We start from the raw sequence: 24,244 nt of genomic DNA on the forward strand, positions 1-24,244 counted from the left end.
CAGAAATACTCAACAAGGTGTATATAACTTCGTATTTTCAAATAGATAATATTTCCGCAAAAAATTCGCTATCTGCATTCTCAAAATGGGAAGCAAAACAAGAGTTATAGAGCCAAAATGAAAATATCATTCTCACATTGAATTTCACCGTCTAAAACTAAAAAGAGGAGCTCATTGCTCCCCCTGTAATTATTTCGACTGATAGTAAAGATCGTTATTCTATGTCTCGACTTGGAGGACTTTTAGTTGTTCGACTAATGCAGTCACGATCGCATCATCGGTCGCGCCTGCACCTAAGCCGAGTTCGCTATACCCCATATCATTGATCTTAATGTTGGTTTGTCCGCCGTTCTCATCGATAACTTGTAACAAGGTGTATGCGTCATCATTAGGATCGTTGATATCGTCGACAACAGAAGCGTCTATGCTCGCAAATAAATCATTCATGCTCGGTGCATCCGGAAGTAGGTCTGACAAATCGATGATGTCATCACTGACTGAAAAATCCGCCAAGGTGTCTTGGGTTGGGTTCAATGCCGTGCCTGCATTCTCACTCAGCATGACAAAGGTATCTTCGCCCAGTCCGCCTAACAAGATGTCGTCACTTGCGCTGCCGGTTAAGGTATCGTCCCCTTCATGCCCATAGGTTTGAGAGATAGTGATCGCTTGGTCACTGACTAAGGTGCTCAGCAGCTCTGCTTGAGTCATACCGGAAGTATCTTCACTGGCCAGCTCGCTTATCAGCACATCTTGTAAGGTGATGGTTTGAACCAAATCTTGATTGCTATCGAACAAGCTAATTTGCGTATCAGTTCCAACCTCATCGATATTCACTTGCTGTGCCACTGAGACCGATTGCCAAACATCATTAACATTGACGAAGCCTGATAGGTCAATGATGTCTTCGCCAGCATCAAAGTCTTTCACGTAATCAGTACCTGACTGCGCCGATGTACCTACCGTAGAATCACTCCAAGCGAAGCTGTCTGTTTGACCTGCATCAGAACCGTCATTTGGGCCGCCCCACAACCATTCATCTGCGCTGCTCGCTTGTAGCAAGTCAAAGCCGATGCCACCTTGTTGAGCCACATTACCAATCACCGTAATCGCAATGACTTGCTGCGTGGTTTTTACACCATCCGATACTTGTACAGTGAACTCGTCAGTATCTGTGGCACTAGCGACCAAGTCATTGGTTGAGCCAGGAGTAAGTTGATAGTCCCATTCACCGGTGGTTGGATTAAAGCTCAACGTACCGTACTGACCGACTGAGTTACTCACTAACTGCCATGTAAGATCGCCAATGTCAGTTTCGGTGTCTGTTGCGGATAGTTGCCCAGATGCTTCATTGATGTAGCCTTCTTTTACATCCCCAGACGCAGAACCGGTAATCACAGGCGCATCATCGGTACCTTGAATGTTGACGGTTAGCACTTGAGTAATCACACCACCATTCTGGTCATCAATCGTGACCGTAAAGGTATCACTCACCAACTCATCTTTAAGCAGCAGTCCTACAGCAGCATTGAGAGTGTAGTTCCATGCGCCGGTAGTGCGGTCAATCGTCATTTCACCAAAGCTGCTGGTCAGCACTTGCACATCTCCGGTCAAGGCGAAGGTGTGCGTATCACTGGTGTCTTCATCGTCTATAACAATATTGCCACTTGCCGAGGTAATCGTACTGTCCGCATTGATGGTTTCGGTCAGTGTACTGCTTGAGGTAACGACACTCAGTGCGCCATTGGTACCCGTCACTTCAAACTCAACCACTTGGGTGTCTGTTTCATCTAGCTCATCCATCACTTGAATGGTGTAGCTGAGCATTAGGGTTTCGCCCGCCGCTAAGGATTGAATATCAGCATGAGTATTATTTAGCTCGAAGTCCCATGCACCGGTAGTCTGATTCACCGTTAGCGTGCCTCGGGCATCCGAACTGATCACTGACCAAAAGTGAGGGTCTGAGGTATCAGGGTCGCCACTATCAAACGTACCAGAAAGGGTTAACAATGTATCTTCTGTCACTTCTTGAGTCGCAATGGCAACAATATCTGGCGCGTCATTAGTACCGTTAATGGTGATGGTGATGTCTACGATATTGGACTCGCCATTTTCATCATCAGTCGCTTTAACTTGAATCGTATCAGTGGTGCTTTCCCCTACTGCCAACGCATTGACTGCGGGTGCAGTATCATCGACCACATAGGTCCACTCACCTTGAGCGTTCACTTGTAGCGTACCTAAGATGCCATTCGAGACGATAGAGAAGGTTGCACTGTCTCCCACATCAGCATCGCTAACCACCAACTTACCTGATGCGCTGCTACCTGATGCTTCTTGCACTATTCCTTGAACATCACCGGATAACACCGGCACATCATTAGAACCAGTGACAGTCACCGTCACCACTTGGCTCACTTCCGCACCCAAATCATCGGTAGCGAACACGGTAAAGCTTTCAGTCACCACCTCATTTTCAGCAAGGGCTTGGATATGTGGCTGATCATTGTAAATGGTGTAACTCCACTCACCAGCCGCATCAATAGTAAACAAGCCATAAGTACCATTGAGTGACTTAGCATCAAAGGTCACGGTATCTCCAATATCGACATCATCACCAATGAGCTGTTTGGTTTGAGTAAGCACACCATCTTCACTTAATGTGGCACTGGCATCACCGCTGATGGTTGGAGCATCATTCACCCCGTTGATGGTAATGACGATGTCTTTTTCAGATTCTAAGCCTAAGCTATCGACCACTTTAACGGTGATGGTTTCAGTTACTGGCGCTGAATCTCGACCATTGAGCTCAATAAGATCATTCCTAGTCGTATCCAGGTCATAACTCCATTCTCCCGATGCGCCATTCCACATCCACATCAAGCTAAACGCACCATACTGGGGAACACTCTCAAGACTCCAATTGTGGCTATCATTGGTATCGACATCACCCGGTTGCACTGTACCTGACAGGGGCGAGGTATTATCGGCATTGATGGACTCTGCTAAATCGCCGGTAATGTTTGGCGCATCATTGCTGCCCTGAACATCCACGGTAAATTCCATCAACTGCGGTTGGCCACTACCATTAACAACGGTTTTACCATGCTCATCGACGACATAAAGCGTAAAGGTATCTTGCACCGTTTCACCAGTTTGCAGGGACTGAACCGCATTACTGCTGTTGTTTAAGGTGTAAACCCAGTTACCACTCGTATCCACGCTGATGCTGCCGTATTGACCCGAGCCATCGACTAAGGTCCAGGTTGGGTTGTCGCCTAAGTCTGTTGGTGCCGCTAACGACCCCGAAGCGGTATAAACGCCGTCATCACTACCATCTTGATCATCCACATCCTCTGTCATGGTGAGCGTTTCAATCACAGGGTCCACAACCACTACATCTTCACCCACGCCTGTTACTTGTAAGGTAATGGTTCGTGTATCAGTCGCAAGCTCGCTATCAGTAACCGTCACGATAAAGGTTTCAGTGGCCGTTTCTCCATGAGCAAGATTGTTAACCGCAGCGTTATCGGCCAATACGTAGACCCACTCACCGCTGTCTGCATCAAGTGTTAAGTTGCCGTAAGTGCCTGATGCTGGGGTAGTTGGATCCAGCGACCATGTATGCGTGTCACCGTTATCTGGATCATCAACACCAAGCACACCGGATGCTTGCGGAGAGACTTCATCGGTCACTTCACCCACCTGAACAGTAACGCCCGGCGCAGGTTCAGTGATTGGAGAATCAGTAAAGGTGATCACTGGGTCATCGTTTGTCCCCTCAATCACGACTTCCATGGTGTAGTAGCCTTGATTGGTGTCAATGCGCCATGTTTCGGTGACTTGCTGCCCTTCAGATAAGCTTTGGACTAAGTCAGAGCTGTTATCAAGCGTGTATTGCCACTGACGGCCTGCGACTCCCGTTTGACCAGAACCATCAATCAAGGTACCAAAGATGCCACCCGAGATTGGGGTAACACCAGTGATGTTATTGTTTCCCGGTAAAACTGGCACCATGCCATCTGTCACAGTGGTGACATCTTCGATAAGGGTCGTCGACAAATCGCCCAGATCGGTACCAGCACCGCTACCGCCACCTCCAGAGCCGTTTTCATCTTGGCCATAGACATCAATGGTGATCTGATGCCATTCTGAAACACCACCATCGTTGTCGGTTGCAGAGACATAGAAGGTTTCTTGGCCTACATCACCTAAGTTGAGCGCTTGCGTATCTGGATCGCTGTTGTTTAACTGGTAAACCCATTGGCCATCGTTGCCGAGAGAGAGAGTGCCGTATGTGCCTATACCGTACTCGGCGTCGCCAGGATCGGTACCATTCTCAATCGCCCAGCTGACTACAGAACTGTCTTTATCGACATCCGAAGAGGTTAACTGCCCACTGGTAGAGCTGAAATCGATCGCACCAAAGTTAGCACCATCTTCAATCACGCTGCCTGAGCTATCCCCAGTGATGACAGGCACATCATTAGTCCCTTCAATGTTGATGGTGACGTATTGAGTGATAACACCGCCAAAGTCATCTTCTGCAATCACAGTGAAGACTTCTGACACCACTTCTTCACGTTTCATGGCATCCAGTGAATCTGGGTAGGCCGTAAAGCTCCACTCGCCCGCTTGGTTAATATCAAACTGGCCAAAATTACCTTGGTAACTATTGGCAATAAAGCTTGGTGTGTCGGCATCGTCTATGTCTGACAAGATCATCACCCCCGTAATATCGGGAGAGGCTTGGTCTTCGACAAAGGTACCGGCAATATCTCCGGATACGGTTGGCAGATCATTGGTACCACGAATGGTGATCACCACATCACGACTGTCGATTTCACCATAGCTATCGACCACTTCAACCGTGAAATTCTCTTGTAGGGTTTGATTGGGATTGAGCTCTTGGATCTCGTCGAGCGCATTGTTGAGTGAATAAACCCAAGCGCCGCTAGAGGTCATGGTAAAGCTGCCGTAACTGCCGACTAGATTGCTTGGTGACCATAAGTGAGTATCGTGAGCGTCTGGATCACCATCTTGTAGCTGACCATTGAAGCTGGCGGTATCTTCTCGGATGGTTTTCGCGACATCCCCTTTAATGCTAGGGCCGTCATTGTTGCCTTCGATATCAATGGTGAAATCTTTAATAGACACTTCGCCAAATCGGTCGACAACTTTGATTTGCACCGTATCTTGCAGAAGATCGCCCTCATCAAGTCGATTGACGGCATTGTTGCCATTATCGAGGGTATAAACCCAACCGCCAGTTGAATCGAGTACAAAATTGCCATAGCTGCCGCTTGAAATAACGCTCCAAAGCGCAGAGTCGCCAACATCAGGGTCGCCCGAACCAAAGGTGCCACTGATGGTACTTGGCGCATCATCTTCAACAATGGTAGGCGTATCACCAAGGACGATATCAGGTGTGGTGTTAACACCAGCCACCGAAATATCCACCGTGATGGTTTCTGTCGCGCCATTGATATCCGTGACTTCAACCTCGAATGTATCGACTTCTGTTGTGCCTGGTGGGATCGATTGTGTGCTCCAACGGGTGCTATCGAGTTGGTATAACCATTGGCCGTTATCATCAACGGTTAAGATCCCGTATAGACCGCTCGCCTCGCCGTTAATATCTTCGCCAACCACTTTCCAGCTATGTGCATCGTTGGTATCGATATCAAGGGCGAGCAGCTTACCTGTTGCGCTACTTTTCGCTGGCGTATCTTCAATCACACTACCAGTCGTGCCACCGGTAATGCTTGGTGTGTCATTGCTACCTTCAATCGTTATAGTGATGGCTTCAGTGTCGGATGCATTGTTGGAGGATTTGTTGTCATTGGTGTCATCAGTAACCGTGACCAAGAAGGTTTCAGTTAGTGTTTCACCTGGCAGCAAGGCTTGAACCGCCGAGTGACCATTGGTTAAGGTGTAAGTCCATTCACCGTTAACATCAATTTGTAGCGAACCGTATTGGCCTTGATTGGTTTGCAGTGACCAAACATGGTCATCCAATCCATCAACATCATTGTGATTCAGTTGACCTGAAGTGGTTACTGGCAATGCATCATCTTCGGTCACCGTGCCCACTAGTACACCATCAATTTCTGGTGCATCGTTGCGCCCCTTAACCGTAACAACCACTTGCTTGGTATCCACTTGATTATGTTTATCAACCACTTGGACGGTGAAATACTCTTTGACGTTTTGATTAAGCGAGAGAGCTTGGGTGTTGGCTGATTGCGTAGCATTAGTGTCTAAGGTGTATGTCCACACGCCATTTTGATTGATAGTCAGGGAACCAAATTGTCCATCAGGGTCGCCAACAATCGACCAAGTGTGTGCCTCATTCACATCAGGGTCGCCAGTGTTTAAAGTACCACTTCGAACGCCGCTGCCATCGTCTTCCCAGATAGTTCGAGTTGAACGACCTGAAATATTCGGCGCATCATTTTGACCAAGAATATCGATATCGATTTCAAAGCTGTCAGTGCCGCCATTACCATCGTTGACGATAGCCGTGAACGTTTGTTCTTCGTAGAGTTCTCCGTGTTCAAGCGACTGAGTCAAGCTAGGATCGAGTGTGTATTCCCACTCACCGTTTTGGTTGATGGTGATGCTGCCGTAGCTGCCTTGGCCAGTACCTTGAATTGACCAAGTGTGAGTATCTGTCACATCAATATCATCAACACTGAGCACACCATCGGCCACCAGCATTAAATCTTCTACAGTGTTGCCGCTGTCATCACCGCTGATCACAGGATCATCGTTGGTGCCTTCAATGGTAATGACGATATTTTGTTGCGATGTTCCCCCTAATCCATCATCCACCTCAACCACAAAGGTCTCTTGTACTTCTTGACCTTCCGCCAATGGTTGTGCGGCATTATTATCAAGGGTGTAAGTCCATTCACCCGTTGCACCATCGATGGATATTGAGCCGTAGGTCGAATCCGTTTCTCCGACTAGAGCCCAAGTGTGCGTTGCACCGTTATCGACATCGACTGGGGTAAGCGTACCTGTGGTTTGTAGAGTCGTTTCCTCTTTCACCTCACCCGTAAGATCTCCCAGCATAGTAGGAATATCATTGGTGCCGACAATGGTGACAGTCACGGTATGCTGCGTGCCATCGAGCGATTCTACGGTAAAGGTTTCAACCTTAGTTTCGCCTTCTGCCAAGTATTGAACATCGGCATTATCAACCGTGTAGGTCCAATCGCCATCTTGGGTAATGTCTAAGCTACCTAGAGCGCCTGCACTGGTGATGTCGGTGGCTGCAACGAAAAGTTCTTCGTCTGCACCATCGACATCAGAAATTCGCAGTGAACCTGTATCAATCAGCTGTGGTGTGGACTCATCTTCGGTCACGGTGCCAACATCGTCACCTGAGATCACGGCAGAATCGTTGACGCCAGTAATAGTCACAGTAATGGTGTGCTGGGTGCCATCGAGGGATTCGACGGTGAAGGTTTCGACTTTGGTTTCTCCCTCGCCAAGGTATTGCACGTCAGCGTTATCGACTTGATAATCCCAGTTACCTGCCGCATCGATTGTCAATAAGCCTAATGCGCCCGCAGAGGCAACCACACTGCTTGGTTTAAATTCAGCTTCACCGCTATCAGCATCTGAAATGGTTAAGGTGCCAGAGTCAGTAAGGAGTGGCGTATCATCATCTTCCGTTACGGCACCTACATCATCACCGGCAATTTCGGCGCTGTCGTTGACACCAATGATAGTCACAGTGATGGTTTGTTCAGTTCCATCTAACGATTCAACCGTGAAAGTTTCGACTTTAGTTTCACCTTCCGCCAAATATTGCACATCGGCATTATCAACTTGGTATTCCCAGTTACCTGAATCATCTATGGTGAGTGAACCTAATGCGCCCGCAGACGCTACTACACTACTTGGTTTAAATTCCGCTTCACCAGTATCGGCATCCGAAATAGTTAACGTACCAGAGTCAGTCAGAAGTGGATTACTGTCATCTTCCGTTACTTCGCCGGTATCAACGCCAGCGATCACTGCGCTGTCGTTTACGCCAGTAATGGTCACGGTAATGATGTGCTGCGTGCCATCAAGGGACTCAACGGTAAAGGTTTCTGCTTTGGTTTCGCCATCGCCCAGATATTGCACTGAATCATTGGCAACGAGGTAGTCCCAATTGCCCGATTCATCGATGGTTAACGCCCCAAGCGCCCCTGCTGATGCAACCACACTGGTCGGTTTAAATTCTGCTTCGCCGGTATCGGCATCTGAAATGGTTAAGGTGCCTGAATCGGTCAGAAGTGGCGTATCTTCATCTTCAGTTACAGCTCCAACATCATCACCAGCAATTTCCGCACTGTCGTTGACGCCAGTAATGGTGACGGTAATCGTGTGCTCTGTGCCATCAAGGGATTCAATAGTGAAGGTTTCTACTTTAGTTTCACCCTCGCCAAGGTATTGCACGTCCGCGTTATCGACTTGGTAATCCCAATTACCTGCCGCATCGATAGACAGTGAGCCCAATGCGCCTGCAGAGGCAACCACACTGCTTGGTTTAAATTCGGCTTCGCCGTCATCGGCATCTGAAATGGTTAAGGTGCCAGAGTCGGTCAGCAGTGGCGTATCATCGTCTTCGGTCACCGCGCCAACATCATCACCAGCAATTTCTGCACTGTCGTTGACACCAATAATGGTGACAGTCACGGTATGTTCTGTGCCATCAAGAGACTCTACGGTAAAGGTTTCAACCTTAGTTTCGCCCTCGGCCAAATATTGAACGTCAGCATTATCAACCGTGTAGGTCCAATCGCCATCTTGGGTAATGGCTAAGCTACCTAGAACACCTGCACTGGTGATGCCTGTAGCAGCCACGAAAAGTTCTTCATCTTCACCATCGACATCAGAAATTCGTAGTGAACCAGTATCAATTAGCTGTGGGGTGGATTCATCTTCAGTGACGGTGCCGATATCGTCACCCGTAATGACCGCGGCGTCATTAGTACCGATGATTTGAATGGTGATCGAGTGTGAAGTGCCATCAATGGATTCGACCGTGTAAACCTGGGTGATAGTTTCACCTTCGCCCAAGTATTGGATTGAGCTGTTATCTAACTCGAAATTCCATTGCCCATTTTCATCAATAGTCAGCGTGCCGATCGCACTTTCCGGAGCAGTCAGAGACGCAGGAACAAACAGCTCTTCGTCAGCACCGTCCACATCACTAATCGTTAATGTGCCAGATTCCGTTAACAGCGGTGTAGATTCATCTTCTTTCACGCTGCCTGTATCTTGGCCTGCTATCACCGCCGCATCGTTTACACCGATAATAGTTACCGTCACGGTGTGCTCCGTGCCATCAACCGAACTCACGGTGAAAATCTCTTGTTTGGTTTCCCCTTCACCTAAGTATTGAACGTCTGCGTTGTCTACGCTGTATTGCCATAGGCCGGTTTCATCAATCTCAAGCAGTCCCAGAACACCCGCAGCGGGTACGACGCTGTTGGTACCAAATGCTTCTTCTTGTTCACCATCAACATCAGTAACAGTCAATTGACCAGAGTCTGTTAACTTTACCCCTTGCGAATCCTCCACTACCTGACCGAAATCGACCCCTGCAATCACTGCCGCATCATTGACACCGGTAACGGTGATGGTCACGGTTTGAAGTTCGCTGTCTAACCCGCCATCATCTGTAACGGAGTATAGGAAAGAGACTTGGGTGGTATCACCTTCTGATAAGAAATCGAAATCGGTTCCGGTTTCAAAAACAAAAGAACCGTCAGAATTGACAGTGACGCCACCGAGCTCCGGATTTGCGACTAATTGGTAAGACGCGATGGTGCCATCAACATCTTCTCCTTGAGGTAACCGCCCTTCTAATCTCTGGTTTTCAATAACAGTTTCAACACTGTCAAAAGCGACGGGAGCATCATTAAGTGGCTGGAGCAATATCTGTATACTAGCTTGCTGAACACTATTAAATGCTCCTACACCATCATCAACACTATATGAGAATAAACCAGCTACATCGCCCTCCTGGCACTCCTCTGGTGCATGAAAACAGATGTTTTCGAGTTGTTCTATAGTCAGCGTTTCTCCAATAATGATTGGAGTTCCATCAAAATGAGATATAAAACCTTTGGTTGGCAGCTCCGTGACCGTGATGCTCAATACCTCTCCATTCACATCAAACGGAATTAGTGGAGAAACAAGATTAAACCCTGATTCCTCAGTAAACGTTCTCTGCTCATTGAATACTTGCGGCGATTGATTGGTCGCTTTATATGCCGGGTCATCAAACAAAGAGACTCTCTGCTTTTCTCCTTGTTCTTTATCTAGCCCTCGTGTTTCAAACTCTGTTTTAGCAAGCTTTTCAACCCCCTCTCTTTCTATCGATTGAGACAAGGTAAGACTTGCGCCATTGCTTCCCCCTGCGGCTGGTGAAAACTCACTCAATGCTGTGGGGTCCAAGCCTTGTTCCAGTAAGCGAGTCACATCTTCGACCTCAGAGACAAAAGGGGGGCTTGGCTCTGGGCTCTCAACGAATGCTTTTCTCAACTCGGGCAGGCTATCTAAGTCCGACTGTGTTATGACAATCTCTTCTGGTCGTGGTGGGAGCCCCAAAGGAAGCACTCTAACGTTGCCATCTTTATCAACCGCTATCTGCGCACCTTCAGGAAGGGAAAGTGATTGCTTCATAACTGGCTCCTTAGTCGTCTTGGATAAGTCCTGCCACCAGCATTAACTTAGTGGAACAAGGCATGGACACTACCTATCGCAAGTTATGAGCCAGTTTTTTACCTGATACCGACAGACAATAAGCCTATATTTTTCAAAGCATTAAATAGTTTTTGTAAATTCAGGGGAAACTATTGTCAGATAGACAATCAAATTGAAAACAAAAAGTAGAAACTAAAAAAGGAGCCTATGGCTCCTTTTTTCTGGTGATATCTTTCGTTATGCTTCGAGTACGTCTTCGCCAGACATTTCTGAAATCAGCAATAAATCATCTTCATCGAGCTTCATACCCAAGACTGGTAGACCATGCTGAACCACCCAGCAGAAGAAGAATACGAATACGCCTAAAGCGACCAAACCTAGTGATAACATAGCCAAACCTCCTCCTTGGTTATCAAAACAGTATCGATAACTTGAAGATGCGACTACTTGAGAGGGATAAAGCAAAAGGCCTTTGAAAATACTTAGTTCTTATACGTTTTTCGATGCACTCTTAACGACGGATTCGTTAAGCCCTGTGTCTCTTTTTGCGTTCAGTTTATTCGTATTAACTCTGGGAGTTTACTCGTTTCTCTACACCTTTAAGTTATTGGGATACCCTTTCAATATAGTGATACCGTACAAATGTCGCAACTACATTTAGTGCCATATCAACATAAGATCACAAATTTTATGCTTCCATGCGCATAATTATCCATTGGAGCACTTTTTACCGCTACGAGTGATTCGATTTCTGCTGGTTTTTTCCTGCGATATCTAGGTAATCAAATACCTGACGTACAAAAGGAGCCCCCACTTTTGAGCCGCCATTACCATGTTCGATCACCACAGTGGCGACATATCTTGGCTGATCACAAGGTGCAAATGCAGTAAATAAGCCATGATCAAGAAGATCATAACTCAGCTCCTTGGAGTTATAGACCTGATCCTTCTTCAAACCAAACACCTGAGCTGTCCCCGATTTGCCACCACTACAATAGTCGGCTCCTCGAAACGCTCTACGCCCTGAACCTCTACTACCAGAATTAACCAGTCGCATCGCGTTCATCGCAATATCCCAGGTTTTATCACTCACTCCTTTAATCTGGTCATCGACCTTGGTTGATTTGGGCTTTTCTTCACTAAATGGTGTACCGTGAGCTAAAGTCGCTCTTAACAAATGAGGTGCAATGACTTGACCGTGATTCACTAATACAGAGGTCGCCTTAGCTATCTGCAAAGGCGTCGCGGTCCAGTAACCTTGCCCAATACCGATAGGCACGGTGTCGCCTTTGTACCAAGGCTGACGATAACGGGACTCTTTCCACTCTCGAGTTGGCATATTGGCTCGCGTCTCCTCCGGTATATCAATCCCCGTCAATCGACCAAAACCAAACATATTCATCCAATCTGAAATACGATCGATACCTAGCTCATACGCGATGTGATAGAAAAACGAATCAACCGACTCTTCAATCGCTAGCGTGACATTCACAGGCCCGTGCCCCCAACGTTTCCAATCTCGCCACACCTTAGTTTGTCTTGTCGTACCCGGAATCCGCCACGCACCATGATCATTACGAACTGTATCTGGCTCAATAATATCTTCACTTAACCCAGCCACTGCCATAAAGGGTTTGACTGTCGAGGCAGGAGGGTACACCCCCAAAGTTGCCCGGTTGACTAATGGATGAAATGGGTCGTTGAGCAGCTTACTGTAGGCCTTACTCGAAATCCCCTCTACAAACAGGTTAGGGTCATAACTTGGGCTAGACGCCATAGCAAGAACACTATTGTCACGAGGGTCCAGCACCACGGCACTGCCTTCTCGATGAGCAAGCTTATCGAATACAAACTTCTGCAAATCGATATCAATGTTCAGCACCAAATCCTGACCTGAAACTGGTGGGACATACTCAATGGTGCGGATAATGCGGCCGCGACTATTTACTTCAACCTCTTGATACCCTTGCTGACCATGAAGTAGATGCTCATAGTACTTTTCAATACCTAGTTTGCCGATTGTTTTCGTTGCTCGGTAGTTCGCAAGCTCGCCACTCTCATCTAGCTGCTTGAGATCACGATCATTGATATGTGCAACATAGCCTAATACATGAGTCAGTATCTCACCATATGGGTAATCTCGCTTCATCTCGACATCAATAGAAAAGCCCGGCAGCTCATATTGATGGACTGAGAATCGGGCAACCTCTTGTTCTGTTAAGCCATTCTTGACGATGACAGGTTTAAAACGCTTACCGTGATGGCTGTAAATTTTTTCTCGTTGAGCATCAGAAAGCGAGACCAACTGCCCCAGCTTATCCAAAGAGGCATTCAAATCCTCAACTTTTTCAGGAATCATTTGTAAAACGTAAACCGGAAAGTTGTTCGCTAAGATTTTGCCATTGCGATCGTAAATTAACCCTCGGGTTGGAGCGATAGGCAAGACCTGAATTCGATTGTCATTAGCGCGGGTTTTATAGTAATCGACTTGCTTTACTTCTAAGCGATAAAGGTTGGCAATAAGTACTCCAAGCAGAGCAACCATAGCGACAAAAGCAACAATCGCTCGATTTCGAAACAACTTGGCTTCTTGATCATGGTTTCGTATCGCTTTGCTTTGGTGATGAAAGTTCATAGGCAAGATTTTAAAGATTGGCGAAATGCCACTCTTTACGCATTTACATTTAGTTACATTTACCGCAGACGTTACCAATAACCGAATTCAAGTATGTACGAGCAATGTAAACAAAGTCAGAAAACAGCCAAGTGAAAACAAAAAAGCCCCGAATGATGACATTCGGGGCTCAACAATTTAATAACGCTTATGCGCCGATTACACCGCCATCTTCGCGCGTAATCGCCATGATAGTAGAGCGCGGTTTGCTGTTACCACCAGCAGGGAAATGCGAAGGTGCCCCACTTTCACCTGGGTGCTGAACACCAACAAACATAGTTTTGTTATCCGCTGAGAAGGTAAGTCCAGTAATCTCACAAGCAATAGGGCCTGTTAGGAAACGGCGCACTTCACCCGTCATTGGGTCACCACACAACATCTGGTTGTTGCCTTGGCCGGCAAAGTCACCTTTGTTCGAGTAGTTACCATCGGTTTGAATCCATAGGCGTCCTGCCGCATCAAAACCAATGCCATCTGGGCTGTTAAACATGTTATCAGCGTTGATGTTATCACTGCCTGCGTACAAGTTACCTTTATGCACTTCTGGGTTGCCAGCAATCAGGTACAGATCCCACTCAAAACCATCACTTGTATGGTCACCATTTTGTGGTACCCAACGCACAATCTGGCCGTAGTGGTTTTCTTTGCGTGGGTTAGGACCACCAACAGGTTGACCTTCTTTTACACCGCGATGTTTATTATTGGTCAAGGTACAGAACACATGTTTGTTATCAGGGTGAACCGCAACCCACTCAGGGCGGTCCATCGTCGTTGCGCCAACATGCGTAGCCGCGCGGCGCGCAAAGATCATCACCTCTGCTTGATCTTTAAAGCCGTTCTCTTTAGTTAGACCATTTTTGCCATGCGTCAGCTCTAGCCACTGGCCTTTGCCCTTAAGTTCCTTGTCATCCATTTCGAACTTAGCCACGTACAGAGTGCCCTCTTCTAATAGATCGCGATTCGCTTTGTCGTTCCCTGGTTGGTACTTGTTCTTAGAGACAAACTTGTATAAGTGCTCGCCACGCTCATCGTCACCTAAATACACCACAATATGACCGTTGTCATTGATTAGCAGGGCAGCATTTTCATGCTTAAAGCGACCTAATGCAGTGCGCTTAAGTGGCGTTGAGCTTGGGTCGTTAGGGTCGATTTCAACCACCCAACCAAAACGGTGTGGTTCATTTGGATGCTTAGCAACATCAAATCGTTCGTCAGTATCGTGCCATTGATATTTGCTCTTAGCTGCTTTAACACCATAGCGTTTGTGATCAGCTGACACCTCAGCGCTACCACTAGTACCAAAGTAACCGTTGAAGTTCTCTTCACAAGTCAGGTAAGTTCCCCAAGGCGTTTGACCGTTTGCACAGTTGTTGAACGTGCCTAGTGGCTTCATACCTGATGGATCGAGTTTGGTTTTCATCAAGTCATGACCAGCGGCAGGGCCTGTCAGCTGCATTTCGGTATTTGCTGTAATACGGCGGTTACGCTGACCGTTTTTATCTAGCTTCCACTGGTCACCAGACTTAACGATTTCAAATACGGTTACGCCGTGTGCTGCTTGCGCTTTTAACACATCATCTGCAGTCATGGCGTTACCACCGTGGTCAAACAACAAATCATAGTTTGTATATTCGTTGTTTACGGCAATTACAGCGCGGTTTTCACTGATTGGGTAGAAGCTCATTCCATCAGTGTTATCTCCAAACTGGCGCAATTGTGCTTTCGAATCTTGCTTACCACTTGGATCAAATTCTGGTGCGTCTGCGAAAATTGGATCACCCCAAGAAAGGAGTGGCGTCGCTTTATAGCCTTTAGGCACGATAAACGCATCGGCAGTTGAAGCTGGTACGGCTTCAAAGTTAAGCAGCGGGCTATCATTTTTCGCTGCAAAAGCTTTAGTAATTGGGTTAAGTGAAAGAAAAGCACTCGCACTTACTGCTGCTGTTCCCGCTAAAAATCGACGACGAGATAGACGTGCATCGATCATTTGGCTAAATTCAGAATCCTGATTGTCACACTTCTTGTCTGAAACCGAACGCATTGCTGACTCCTTGCTTGAGTAATAATTATATAAATGCGAGCAAATCGTAGACGGAGAAAATGACACTTTGGTTAAGTTATTGTTTATTTAATATTAATTTGCAATATGACACTTACCCACAAGTTACATTTCAAACTTATTAAACTGCGCCATGGTTCACTTTTAACTAATAAGGTATGGCGTACATACAAAAAAATGTGATCAAAAACCTAGATCTTTTCGAAATTGGGGTCTAAATTAATCCCTGTTCATGAGGAACTACATTCACATAAGCTCAATGACGAGCTGCATTGTTTCTAAGTGAGGGATTATCATGAAGAAAATGAGAAGAGCACAATTGCATCGCGTACGTATTCAGTACTGGAAAGAGTCGAACAAAGACGCGAACAAATCTTAATGTGCTAACACCCAACTAAGCTGGCTTAACCGCCAGCTTTTGCGTTTCTAGCGACAAGGTTTTTCGAAAGTCGTGACTAAGCCGCTCGATTATTCGATGGAAACATCTGCGTCAATTCATGCAAAATGCTTTGAGTTTGCTTTGAATAAAGGTGTTTATCTTTATACCCGACCAGCTGTACCTGACGAACCTTACCGGAAATCAACAGCTGGCGGATCATTCGATTGACCATTTGAACATCCAGTGCGGAGCCTCTCTCTAAACGCGATACCGGATAGAGACAAGAGAGATCAATATTGACGATAACATCATCACAGTGAGCTAAATAATTGGCTAGCTGCTGTTTGACCTGCAATCGGTAACTGAAGCTGCATTCTGCCAATGTCATCCAGTCACAACCAAGATCTTCGGCATACTCCCACGTCCTTTCATCTTGGCTCGCTTGATCGATGCCCAAACAGAACAGGCGACATTCGTTATAACGAGATAAAGCGAAATGAAAAGCGCTCCCTTGGTCTGGTTCAAGAGAAGCTTTAATCTCAAATTGCCGACCAATATGTATGATGCCGAGCTCACGCCGAGGCGAGTGGATAAGAGGTAAGGTGTACAGCACCGTTTCACTGTGGTTCGTTAACACAATGGGCAGAGCTTCAGAGCCAAGAAAACGACTTAAATGAAGTTGATACTTGCCGACGGGTTGTGCCTCAAGGTTGTAATGACCACCGTTTATCCAACAGTGCCCTTCTAGCTCAGAGACCCAATCGTACATCTCTTCTAAGCTTTGATCGGCCATTTCGAAATCCACTTGTTTCATTGGCTTCAAGCGCTCACTAACGCTCAGCAATACCAAACGATGGGACAAAACACCTGTAACACTTTGCGTTTTATTGCGTCGAAATAGCCCGAACATACCTATTACCTTTCTGGGGGCAATGCCCTCGCTGCTTGAAGAACGTGAAGAATAATCCTCTGTTGATTCATTTGAACTCGATGTGCAGGTGCCATCACCGAAATTGCGCCAACTAACTTCGAACCTTTCATCACTGGCGCGCTGATCCCAGAAACACCAGGGTCAATCTCAGAGGTACTAAGCGCATAACCCTGATTACGAATCTGCTCTAACTCTTGTTGCCACTGTTCCAATTGTTGTTGCTGACCAAAGTAACGCAGGATCTTTTCGCATCTTGCTGCAGGCATATAAGCCAACATCACTTTCGATGAGGCGCCTCGCAACAGAGGTTGACTTTGACCCTGGACGTAGCTGCAACGAAGCGCCTGCATACTCTCTTTGCGACTGACACAAAGTGCTCGATAACCAACCAGCACCATGTATGCCGCCATTTCATTGGTCTGTTTTTGCAAACGATTGAGTACTGAATCGACGGTATCTAAATCATGCTGGCTGGTTTCGTAACTACGCATAAGCAGTAACGCTGCCGGACCGATGATCAAGGTTTTGTCATTTGGACTCTCTTCGATCAAGTTCCATTCCCGCAGTAGCTTTAGGTGTCGATAAAGGCTACTGATAGGCGTACCTAACTGCTCACTAAGTTGTTTCGCTGTCACCGGCTCTTCATTCACCGCCACTTGCATAAGTAGCTGAAGAACCTTTTCGTTTACTTGCCCACTATTTTGCTTCATTGAGTTCACGCTATTGTTGTATCGCCACATTCAGGTCATGAGCAAATTGTATTCTTACCCAGTAGGAATGAGTAAGTAAAAATAACCTTCAATTCTCAACAAGTGAGAATAGTTAAGCTCTGTACATATCTCTTGCTGCGAAGAAAACTGACATCATTCGAGACAAAACTTTACTTAACGGTAAAGTTAAAATATCCTTCAAATCATAAAAATAGCGAACCAATTACAAAGTTTGATAAATCATATAAATAAAACAACGAATCAGGGACAGATATGAACAAGCTCGCCCTATCATTTGGCCTTACCCTAACACTTGCTCCAACACTGTTTTTCAGCTGCCAGCTTTCTCAAGCAAAATCGTCAGCTAACTCGACCGCTTACATGGTTCAATTACCTATTGAACGAAAAGCGACTAAATTGATCGCGTTGGAAGGCGAATTTAAACCTTCCAAGTACACACAGATTCTGGCGGAAAACAGCGGAAAAATTGCCAACATCTATGTCCAAGATGGCGATTACGTTGAAAAAGGTCAGCCATTGCTCGACTTCGATGCCACCTTAGCCGCTCTCGCAGTAAAGACTGCTCAAAACGAATATCAAATGGCAACTCGAAACATCATCGAACTTACTCGTACCACTAGTGAGGATGACCCTAGGTTTGAAAGTGCAGTCAGTGCGGTGGAGGCGACCAGAAAAAACTTACTGATCGCCCAGCAAGATCATGAAGCGACCACCATGTACGCGCCATTCTCAGGCACACTGGGCCAATTCCATTTGAATGCAGGCAATTACGTGAATGAAGGTGAGCTGATCACTGAATTGGTCGCGACCGATACCGTAGAGCTGCACTTTACCGCGTCTCCTCAGGTACTGAACGTCTTTCGCAAGGTGTTGAACAACTACCCTGACCGCTTACAGGCTTCCGTTGTCAGTCAGGAAGGCGATTATATTGATGGCAAGTTGCGCTATGTTGATTCGAAGCTCACTAACCAAAGTCAAGAACTCAGCGCTTATGCGGTTTTCGACAACCAAAATGGCGAGCATTTGATCGGCTCAAAGACCGCATTCTATTTGAACAGCCCTCAGCAAGAGCCTCAGCTATTTGTGCCTGCCTCCTCTATCCATACTAATGATGGGATTCCAACCCTGTTTGTCTTGGATGATAAACGTGTAGTAAGGCCAAAGCAGGTGACAATCGCAAAAATCAAAGAGAGCTACACGGGTTATGTTCCGATCAAATCGGGATTGGAAGCCAATGACTTCGTGCTGACTACCCCAGAAGCCCCAGAGCTGGTCGGTAAGAAAATCGACCCAATGGTTGATCTTGTTAATCAGCTCAATGAGATACTCAATCGCCAATCTTGATGGTAAAAGCAGCAAACAAGTCGATAAAAGATGAAAAAACTCTCAATAAGCTATTTTAGTGATAGAAGGCACGATTATTTATGGTAGCTTTGCATCTTTCCCCATCCTGTACGGATAAAGGTATGGACAAACGAAACCAACGCAGCGAGAGAACCAAGCTCAGCATCATTTTGGCTGCGATTGAGTGCTACAAGGAAATGGGCGTAAAAGGCGCCTCGTTAGAGCTCATTGCGAAAAAAGCGAATTCGACAAAGCCGACTGTCTACTCTCATTTTGGTTCTAAAGAGAACCTGTATAAAGCCGTTGTTGAGTACATCATGGAAGAGGAGAAGCTCAATCACGCTTTACCTGATTTCAATCCAGCTATCGGTATTCGCCAGCAACTGATCGACATTTTTACCCAGCAGCTTGAACATGTCATGCAATGTGAAAAGCGACGTCTACTTGTTGCTATTACCATTGAAGCCATGTGTCAGGGAAAATGCCATCTCAATGAGGTCGAGAGTATTAAAGCTTGCCCGATGGAAACCTGGCTTGAAGAAGCAATCCGTCACGGTACTTTACCGCCACAGAACACATCAGAACTGGCCACTAACCTTTGGGCGTTAGTTAAAGGGAGAACCTTCTTCCCCGTCTTCCTCGGTATGGCGCCCAATGACGCAACCGAACGCCAAGTCAATTTAGAATCTGCGATAGACTTCTTTCTTGGCTGCCAAGGCATAAAATTAAAGATCCCGAACCAGTGATTGTTGAGAGCCCCCAATCGGCATGACTCTTTAAGATTGAGAATGGAATAATGTCAGGCGGCTCTTTGGGCTCGAAAAGACCCAAGGACGTACTGACGCCTATTTCGGCAAACACGTCTTTGCCCCAAAGTTTGTTTGAGGAAATCCAGTTGCATCGTTCATATGCAGTTTCTACCAAAGTTCCACCTATCTGATAAAACTATCGCAAGGATTTCAAACGCTATCTTATGAAATGCGGAGCTAGTGCCATCAATTAAGTATGGCAGTAGTAGCATGGTGAACTTGGCCACTACATTGAAGGTTTTGCTATACCTCAAGTTATCCATCAAACACAAATTTAGAAGATGTCTGAGCCTACCTATGACATGGTGAATACACACATCGCATTTCCTACATCCATGAACTCTGCAGCCTTACTTTCAATACGAATCACCCGAACCTTAAAGCTGAACTTAAAGGTGCCAGCTGTGAGCTTTTTATGTTTGCCCGTATTATTAATTTCAACAAATCAGAACACGACCAAATATATATAAAAGGGCAATATTATGAAAACATTCACTAAGTCAAAAACAGCCATCGCCATGATTATTGCGGCAACAACAACGTTTGGAGCACTAAGTGTGGCAAACGCATGTACTACAGCCGTTTATCATAATGGTGACGTGTCCTTATCATCACGCTCTATGGATTGGTTTGGCCACGATGAAGCTGAGGTGATTGGTGCAGGCAAAGGAATCAAGGCCACATACGCAGCATCAGATAATCCAGTTACTTCGACTTCTAAATTTGCAACAATGAAAATTAAGTCATTCCACGGTGCAAGTGATGACATGAATAAAGCCTTAGTTGCTGAAGCAATGAACGAAAAAGGTCTCGAAGCGCGAATTCTTTATTTGGGGCGCGACTACACTGCATTCCCAGAAGGTACAGCTGAGACACCCGATGTATCGGCATTACAAGTACCGAACTGGGCTTCAGATAACTTTTCAACGGTAGCAGAGGTTCTTGAGGCGATAGAAAACGGGCATGTTGACATCATCGAAGCCGAACTGTGCAACTTACCTGGTAAAGAAGGTCACTGTACCCAAGCCCCAGTGCACTACCAATTTGCTGACCGCACCGGCGACATGGCCGTTGTCGAATTTGTCCAAGGTGAGCTTAAGGTATATCGCGGAAAAACCGCTGAGGTTTTGACTAATAATCCTGAACTTTCTGTGCACCTCGAGTTTAGTGCCAACGGTAAGAAATCAGATGGTTCAATTCACCCAATTGACCGACGCTTAAGAGGTAAAGAAATCATTGCAGACATGTACTCTCGAAATGTGACGGATAATGATAGCGCAAAAAACGCAATGCGCGCGGTAGCTAACAGTACATTCGCAGGGTATGAGCAACTTGACCATAGTTTAGAGAGCCCAGATGTGTTCCCAACATTATGGACAGTACATACAGATCGTAATGCAGGCGAGTGGGTATTGGATCGATACGATACTTGGACACCTGAAATGTACAACTTTGAAATGTTCGACGTAAGCTCGCCTAAGTCTGTTTCTCTTGGAATTCATCCAAAAAACAAGTAATGGTCAGTTTGCTTGATACTTAGATTAGCCCAGCGTGATTGCTGGGCTAATCTGTTTGGAAACGGCATTGCCTTGCCTCATTTAGTTACTCCTAGTATCTTTGGGCGATATTTTTCATCTTTACATGTCCACAAACTGCTCTACAAACCATAACCCAGCAGGTCCCAAACGAACAGGTGATCGCGCTGGCTCGTAGAAGACTAGGATCAGGTCTTGCCGTTTGCTTGCTGTGTATCTACACGGTTTCTCCATCCCGTTTGTAGCTACAGTGACGAAAGCTATAACACAGAAATGTCCAGTAATGTTTCGACTCTAGCGAGATTGGACTAGATTCGGTTGGCATTTGGCTATTCATTGTTCCTAGCTCGATTCTGCCCCAAACTTTGTTAGATAAAATACTCTACAAAATGTATAGGGTATGCATTTTCCCTAGCAAAACTAATCCGATTTAAGAGGGGAAGACAATGCTCACTTGATGTCTTCAAGTTGAACGGGGATAGAAAGCACAGATACGAGAGAGGTTTTTAGCCTACAAATGGAGTTTATTGTCAGATCGAGATCTACGGATTAGGCGCCGTTTTGAGTATCAGATAGCTACTTACTGAACAAACTTACGCTGTACGTTCTCAATCATCTTTTGATTAACCCGTTTAACTGTCTCAATTTCTTCATTAGTTAGGCCTTGTGTCAAGATATCATTCCACTCTTTTATGATACGCAATAAGTCTCTTTTTTTTGCGATTAGTTGGTCGGTTGGATAGATTAACTTGGCTCGAGCATCTTGAGGTGAGATTTTTCTGGCCACTAAGCCTTTTTGCTCCAGTTGTTTAAGTACACGGCTGCACATTGCTTTATCCACTTCAACTTTTCGTGATAGCGCCTCTTGAGTGATTCCTGGATTTTTGTAAAGGCAAGTAACAAATGGTAACTGGGAAAAAGAGACGTCACACTTCTCCAATAAGTGGCTAACGTACTTTAGCTCTTGACGGTATAGCATAGCAATAAGACCACTAACAGGACGCTTAGGCTTGTTCAATGTAATCACTCTATTTGGTTGCACTCTTTTAATGCTCCACCATTAGATGTTAGCTGTCAACAAGCTACGTGCATTGGAAGTCAGTATCTACTCGCAAAACGACTTAAGTATCCAGAAGCTCAAATCCGCTCGAACAACACACATAGAATGATTGGAGAACAAAAGATAAACAACATAGTTGACATGTCAACTATAATTGTTAAATATAGTTGATATGTCAACCATGTTCAAGGTTGTTGCTTATCTTGAAATGAGTCTTTTAAGGGAAGACTCCTAGTGGGCGTCAATGAAATTACTAGCCATCGTGGCTTGGCTAAAACACAATCTACGGAAATGAGTATCAAACTATGACTAATACGAACAACAGCCGTTCGCTCCTTGCCATCGCATGTTTATCGGCTATCGTCAGCACACAGAGCTATGCATCTGATGATGCGACCGCTTATATCAACGGAAAAATTTATACCGGGGAAGTAAGCGTACCGATTGTAGACTCAGTGATTATTGAAGATGGACTGTTTACCTACGTAGGAAACGCACCTGAAGTGGATTCTAACTCGGTCCGTATTGTGGATCTCAAGGGTCAAGTGGTTGTTCCGGGTCTTTACGATAGCCACATTCATCCAATCGGAGCGGGGGAGAAGTTACTTTTCGAATGTTCTTTTCCTCAGTCAGCAACTCTTGATGAAATATTTTCGGCTGTAGAACATTGTAGTAAAACAATACCTGAAGGTAGTTGGATTATTGGAGGGAGTTGGTCTGCAGATATAATGGACTCTGCAAGTGCCGTGAACCTTAAAAAACTGGATCTTGCCTCTAAAGGTCGTCCCGTTGTTCTAACAGATTTTAGTCACCATAACTCGTGGGCAAACAGCGCGGCTATGAAGGAAGCGGGGATCGATAAAGACTACGCTAAAGAGTACCAAGATCTTGTTATTCTTGATGACAATGGTGAACTAACGGGCTTTTTTGTTGAGCAATCTCAGGATGCACTGCGTAACGCTATGCCGACAAGAACGGTAAAAGACTATGCGAAAGCCGCAAAGCGCGCGGTATCGGAATTGAACAAATACGGAATTATTGGAGTTAAAGACTCCTACGTTTTTGACAATGAATATAAGGCATGGAAGCAATTAGATGACAGTGGAGAATTAACGGCCCATGTTGCACTCTCTTGGGGGTGGCCATCAGGTAAAACGACCGAGGATAAGGCTGAAAAGTTCAAGGCGATGGTAAAACCAAGTTCCGGCCACTTAGACACTATGTATGCGAAAATAAGCTTGGATGGAATTCCTCCAACGCATACGGCAGCAATGCTTGAGCCGTACAGTGATAGCGAAAAAGAAGCTTTGGGAAAATTGAAATACTCAGAGAAGGTGTTGGCAAAAGATCTACTTTGGCTTGATAGGAATGGGTATACAACTCAGATCCACGCTGTTGGTGATCGTGCAGCAAGAACCGTGTTAAATGCAGTAGAAAGTATTAGAAAAATCGAAGGGAATAAAACGTTACGCCATGAAATAGCGCACGCGTGTATTGTTGAGCCAACAGATCTCGGCAGATTCTCCGATCTCGGTGTCATCCCTAATTTTTCGCCAGTATTCTGGTATCCAAGCCCTATTCAGGATGGGTTAGAAAAGGTTATAGGAAAAGAGAGAGGCACTAGAAACTGTGCAATGAAATCTTTAACAGAAAATGGAAGCCGTCCTACGGGTGGCTCAGACTGGCCAGTATCTGAAAGCGTCAATCCATGGAAAGCAATGGAAGCTATGGTGACAAGAAAAGACCCTAACGGTTTAAGAGAGAACGAAACGCTATGGCCGGAGGAGCGAGTCACTATAAAAGACGCTCTTACAATGTACACCATTAATGGTGCTCTGGCTCAGAGAGCTGAGGCTCACAGGGGCTCTATTAAAGTTGGGAAATCAGCCGATATGGTTATCATCAACCAAGACATTTTTAATGTTGAACCGAGTGCTATAGGCGAAACGGAGGTGGTTGAAACCATCTTTGAAGGCTATTCAATTTACAAAATTAACTAGGTACTTATACGTTCA

General features: G+C 45.8%; 11 protein-coding genes. 4 read left to right on the plus strand and 7 right to left on the minus strand.

Annotated elements, in window-relative coordinates; all coding sequences use genetic code 11:
- Nucleotides 1-219 precede the first annotated feature (219 nt).
- The 6 genes from IX91_RS26445 to IX91_RS22820 all read right to left on the minus strand — a co-directional run bounded on the left by IX91_RS26445 (nt 220) and on the right by IX91_RS22820 (nt 17,460).
- Nucleotides 220-10,686: a VCBS domain-containing protein gene (locus tag IX91_RS26445; protein ID WP_004747418.1), complete on the minus strand. Its 10,467-nt coding sequence runs from the start codon at nt 10,684-10,686 to the stop codon at nt 220-222.
- A 258-nt stretch (nt 10,687-10,944) separates the two neighbouring features.
- Nucleotides 10,945-11,103, minus strand: a complete 159-nt coding sequence (locus IX91_RS26585) for a hypothetical protein (RefSeq protein WP_154662709.1) — start codon at nt 11,101-11,103, stop codon at nt 10,945-10,947.
- Nucleotides 11,104-11,440: 337 nt separating this feature from the next.
- On the minus strand, nt 11,441-13,342 hold the full coding sequence (mrdA, locus tag IX91_RS22805) for a penicillin-binding protein 2 (protein WP_004747422.1): 1,902 nt from the start codon (nt 13,340-13,342) through the stop codon (nt 11,441-11,443).
- Nucleotides 13,343-13,529: 187 nt separating this feature from the next.
- Entirely contained in the window at nt 13,530-15,422 is a 1,893-nt protein-coding gene (locus IX91_RS22810; RefSeq protein WP_004747424.1) for a PhoX family protein, read from the minus strand.
- 473 nt (nt 15,423-15,895) lie between these two features.
- On the minus strand, nt 15,896-16,729 hold the full coding sequence (locus IX91_RS22815) for an arginase family protein (protein ID WP_004747425.1): 834 nt from the start codon (nt 16,727-16,729) through the stop codon (nt 15,896-15,898).
- Between the two features lie 5 nt (nt 16,730-16,734).
- Nucleotides 16,735-17,460, minus strand: coding sequence for an IclR family transcriptional regulator (locus IX91_RS22820; protein ID WP_004749394.1), 726 nt, complete (start codon nt 17,458-17,460; stop codon nt 16,735-16,737).
- Nucleotides 17,461-17,733: 273 nt separating this feature from the next.
- Here IX91_RS22820 and IX91_RS22825 point away from each other — a divergent pair, with 273 nt between their 5' ends.
- The 3 genes from IX91_RS22825 (at nt 17,734) to IX91_RS22835 (ending at nt 21,151) form a co-directional block, all read left to right on the plus strand.
- Nucleotides 17,734-18,825 carry an efflux RND transporter periplasmic adaptor subunit gene (locus IX91_RS22825; RefSeq protein ID WP_004747429.1) on the plus strand — a complete coding sequence of 364 codons (1,092 nt, stop codon included), beginning with the start codon at nt 17,734-17,736 and terminating at the stop codon, nt 18,823-18,825.
- 122 nt (nt 18,826-18,947) lie between these two features.
- The gene (locus IX91_RS22830) at nt 18,948-19,571 is read left to right on the plus strand and encodes a TetR/AcrR family transcriptional regulator (RefSeq protein ID WP_004747430.1); all 624 of its coding nucleotides are present in this window, start codon (nt 18,948-18,950) and stop codon (nt 19,569-19,571) included.
- Between the two features lie 545 nt (nt 19,572-20,116).
- Complete coding sequence (locus IX91_RS22835; protein ID WP_004747432.1) at nt 20,117-21,151, plus strand: linear amide C-N hydrolase; 1,035 nt, start codon at nt 20,117-20,119, stop codon at nt 21,149-21,151.
- A 598-nt stretch (nt 21,152-21,749) separates the two neighbouring features.
- Here the strand turns inward: IX91_RS22835 and IX91_RS22840 are convergent.
- Nucleotides 21,750-22,211, minus strand: a complete 462-nt coding sequence (locus tag IX91_RS22840; RefSeq protein WP_138922210.1) for a MarR family winged helix-turn-helix transcriptional regulator — start codon at nt 22,209-22,211, stop codon at nt 21,750-21,752.
- Nucleotides 22,212-22,534: 323 nt separating this feature from the next.
- On the opposite strand from IX91_RS22840, the gene IX91_RS22845 reads away from it, so the two are divergent.
- Nucleotides 22,535-24,229: an amidohydrolase gene (locus IX91_RS22845; RefSeq protein ID WP_004747435.1), complete on the plus strand. Its 1,695-nt coding sequence runs from the start codon at nt 22,535-22,537 to the stop codon at nt 24,227-24,229.
- Nucleotides 24,230-24,244: the final 15 nt, after the last annotated feature.

The sequence above is a fragment of the Vibrio tubiashii ATCC 19109 genome (assembly GCF_000772105.1).
GTDB classification, from domain to species: domain Bacteria; phylum Pseudomonadota; class Gammaproteobacteria; order Enterobacterales; family Vibrionaceae; genus Vibrio; species Vibrio tubiashii.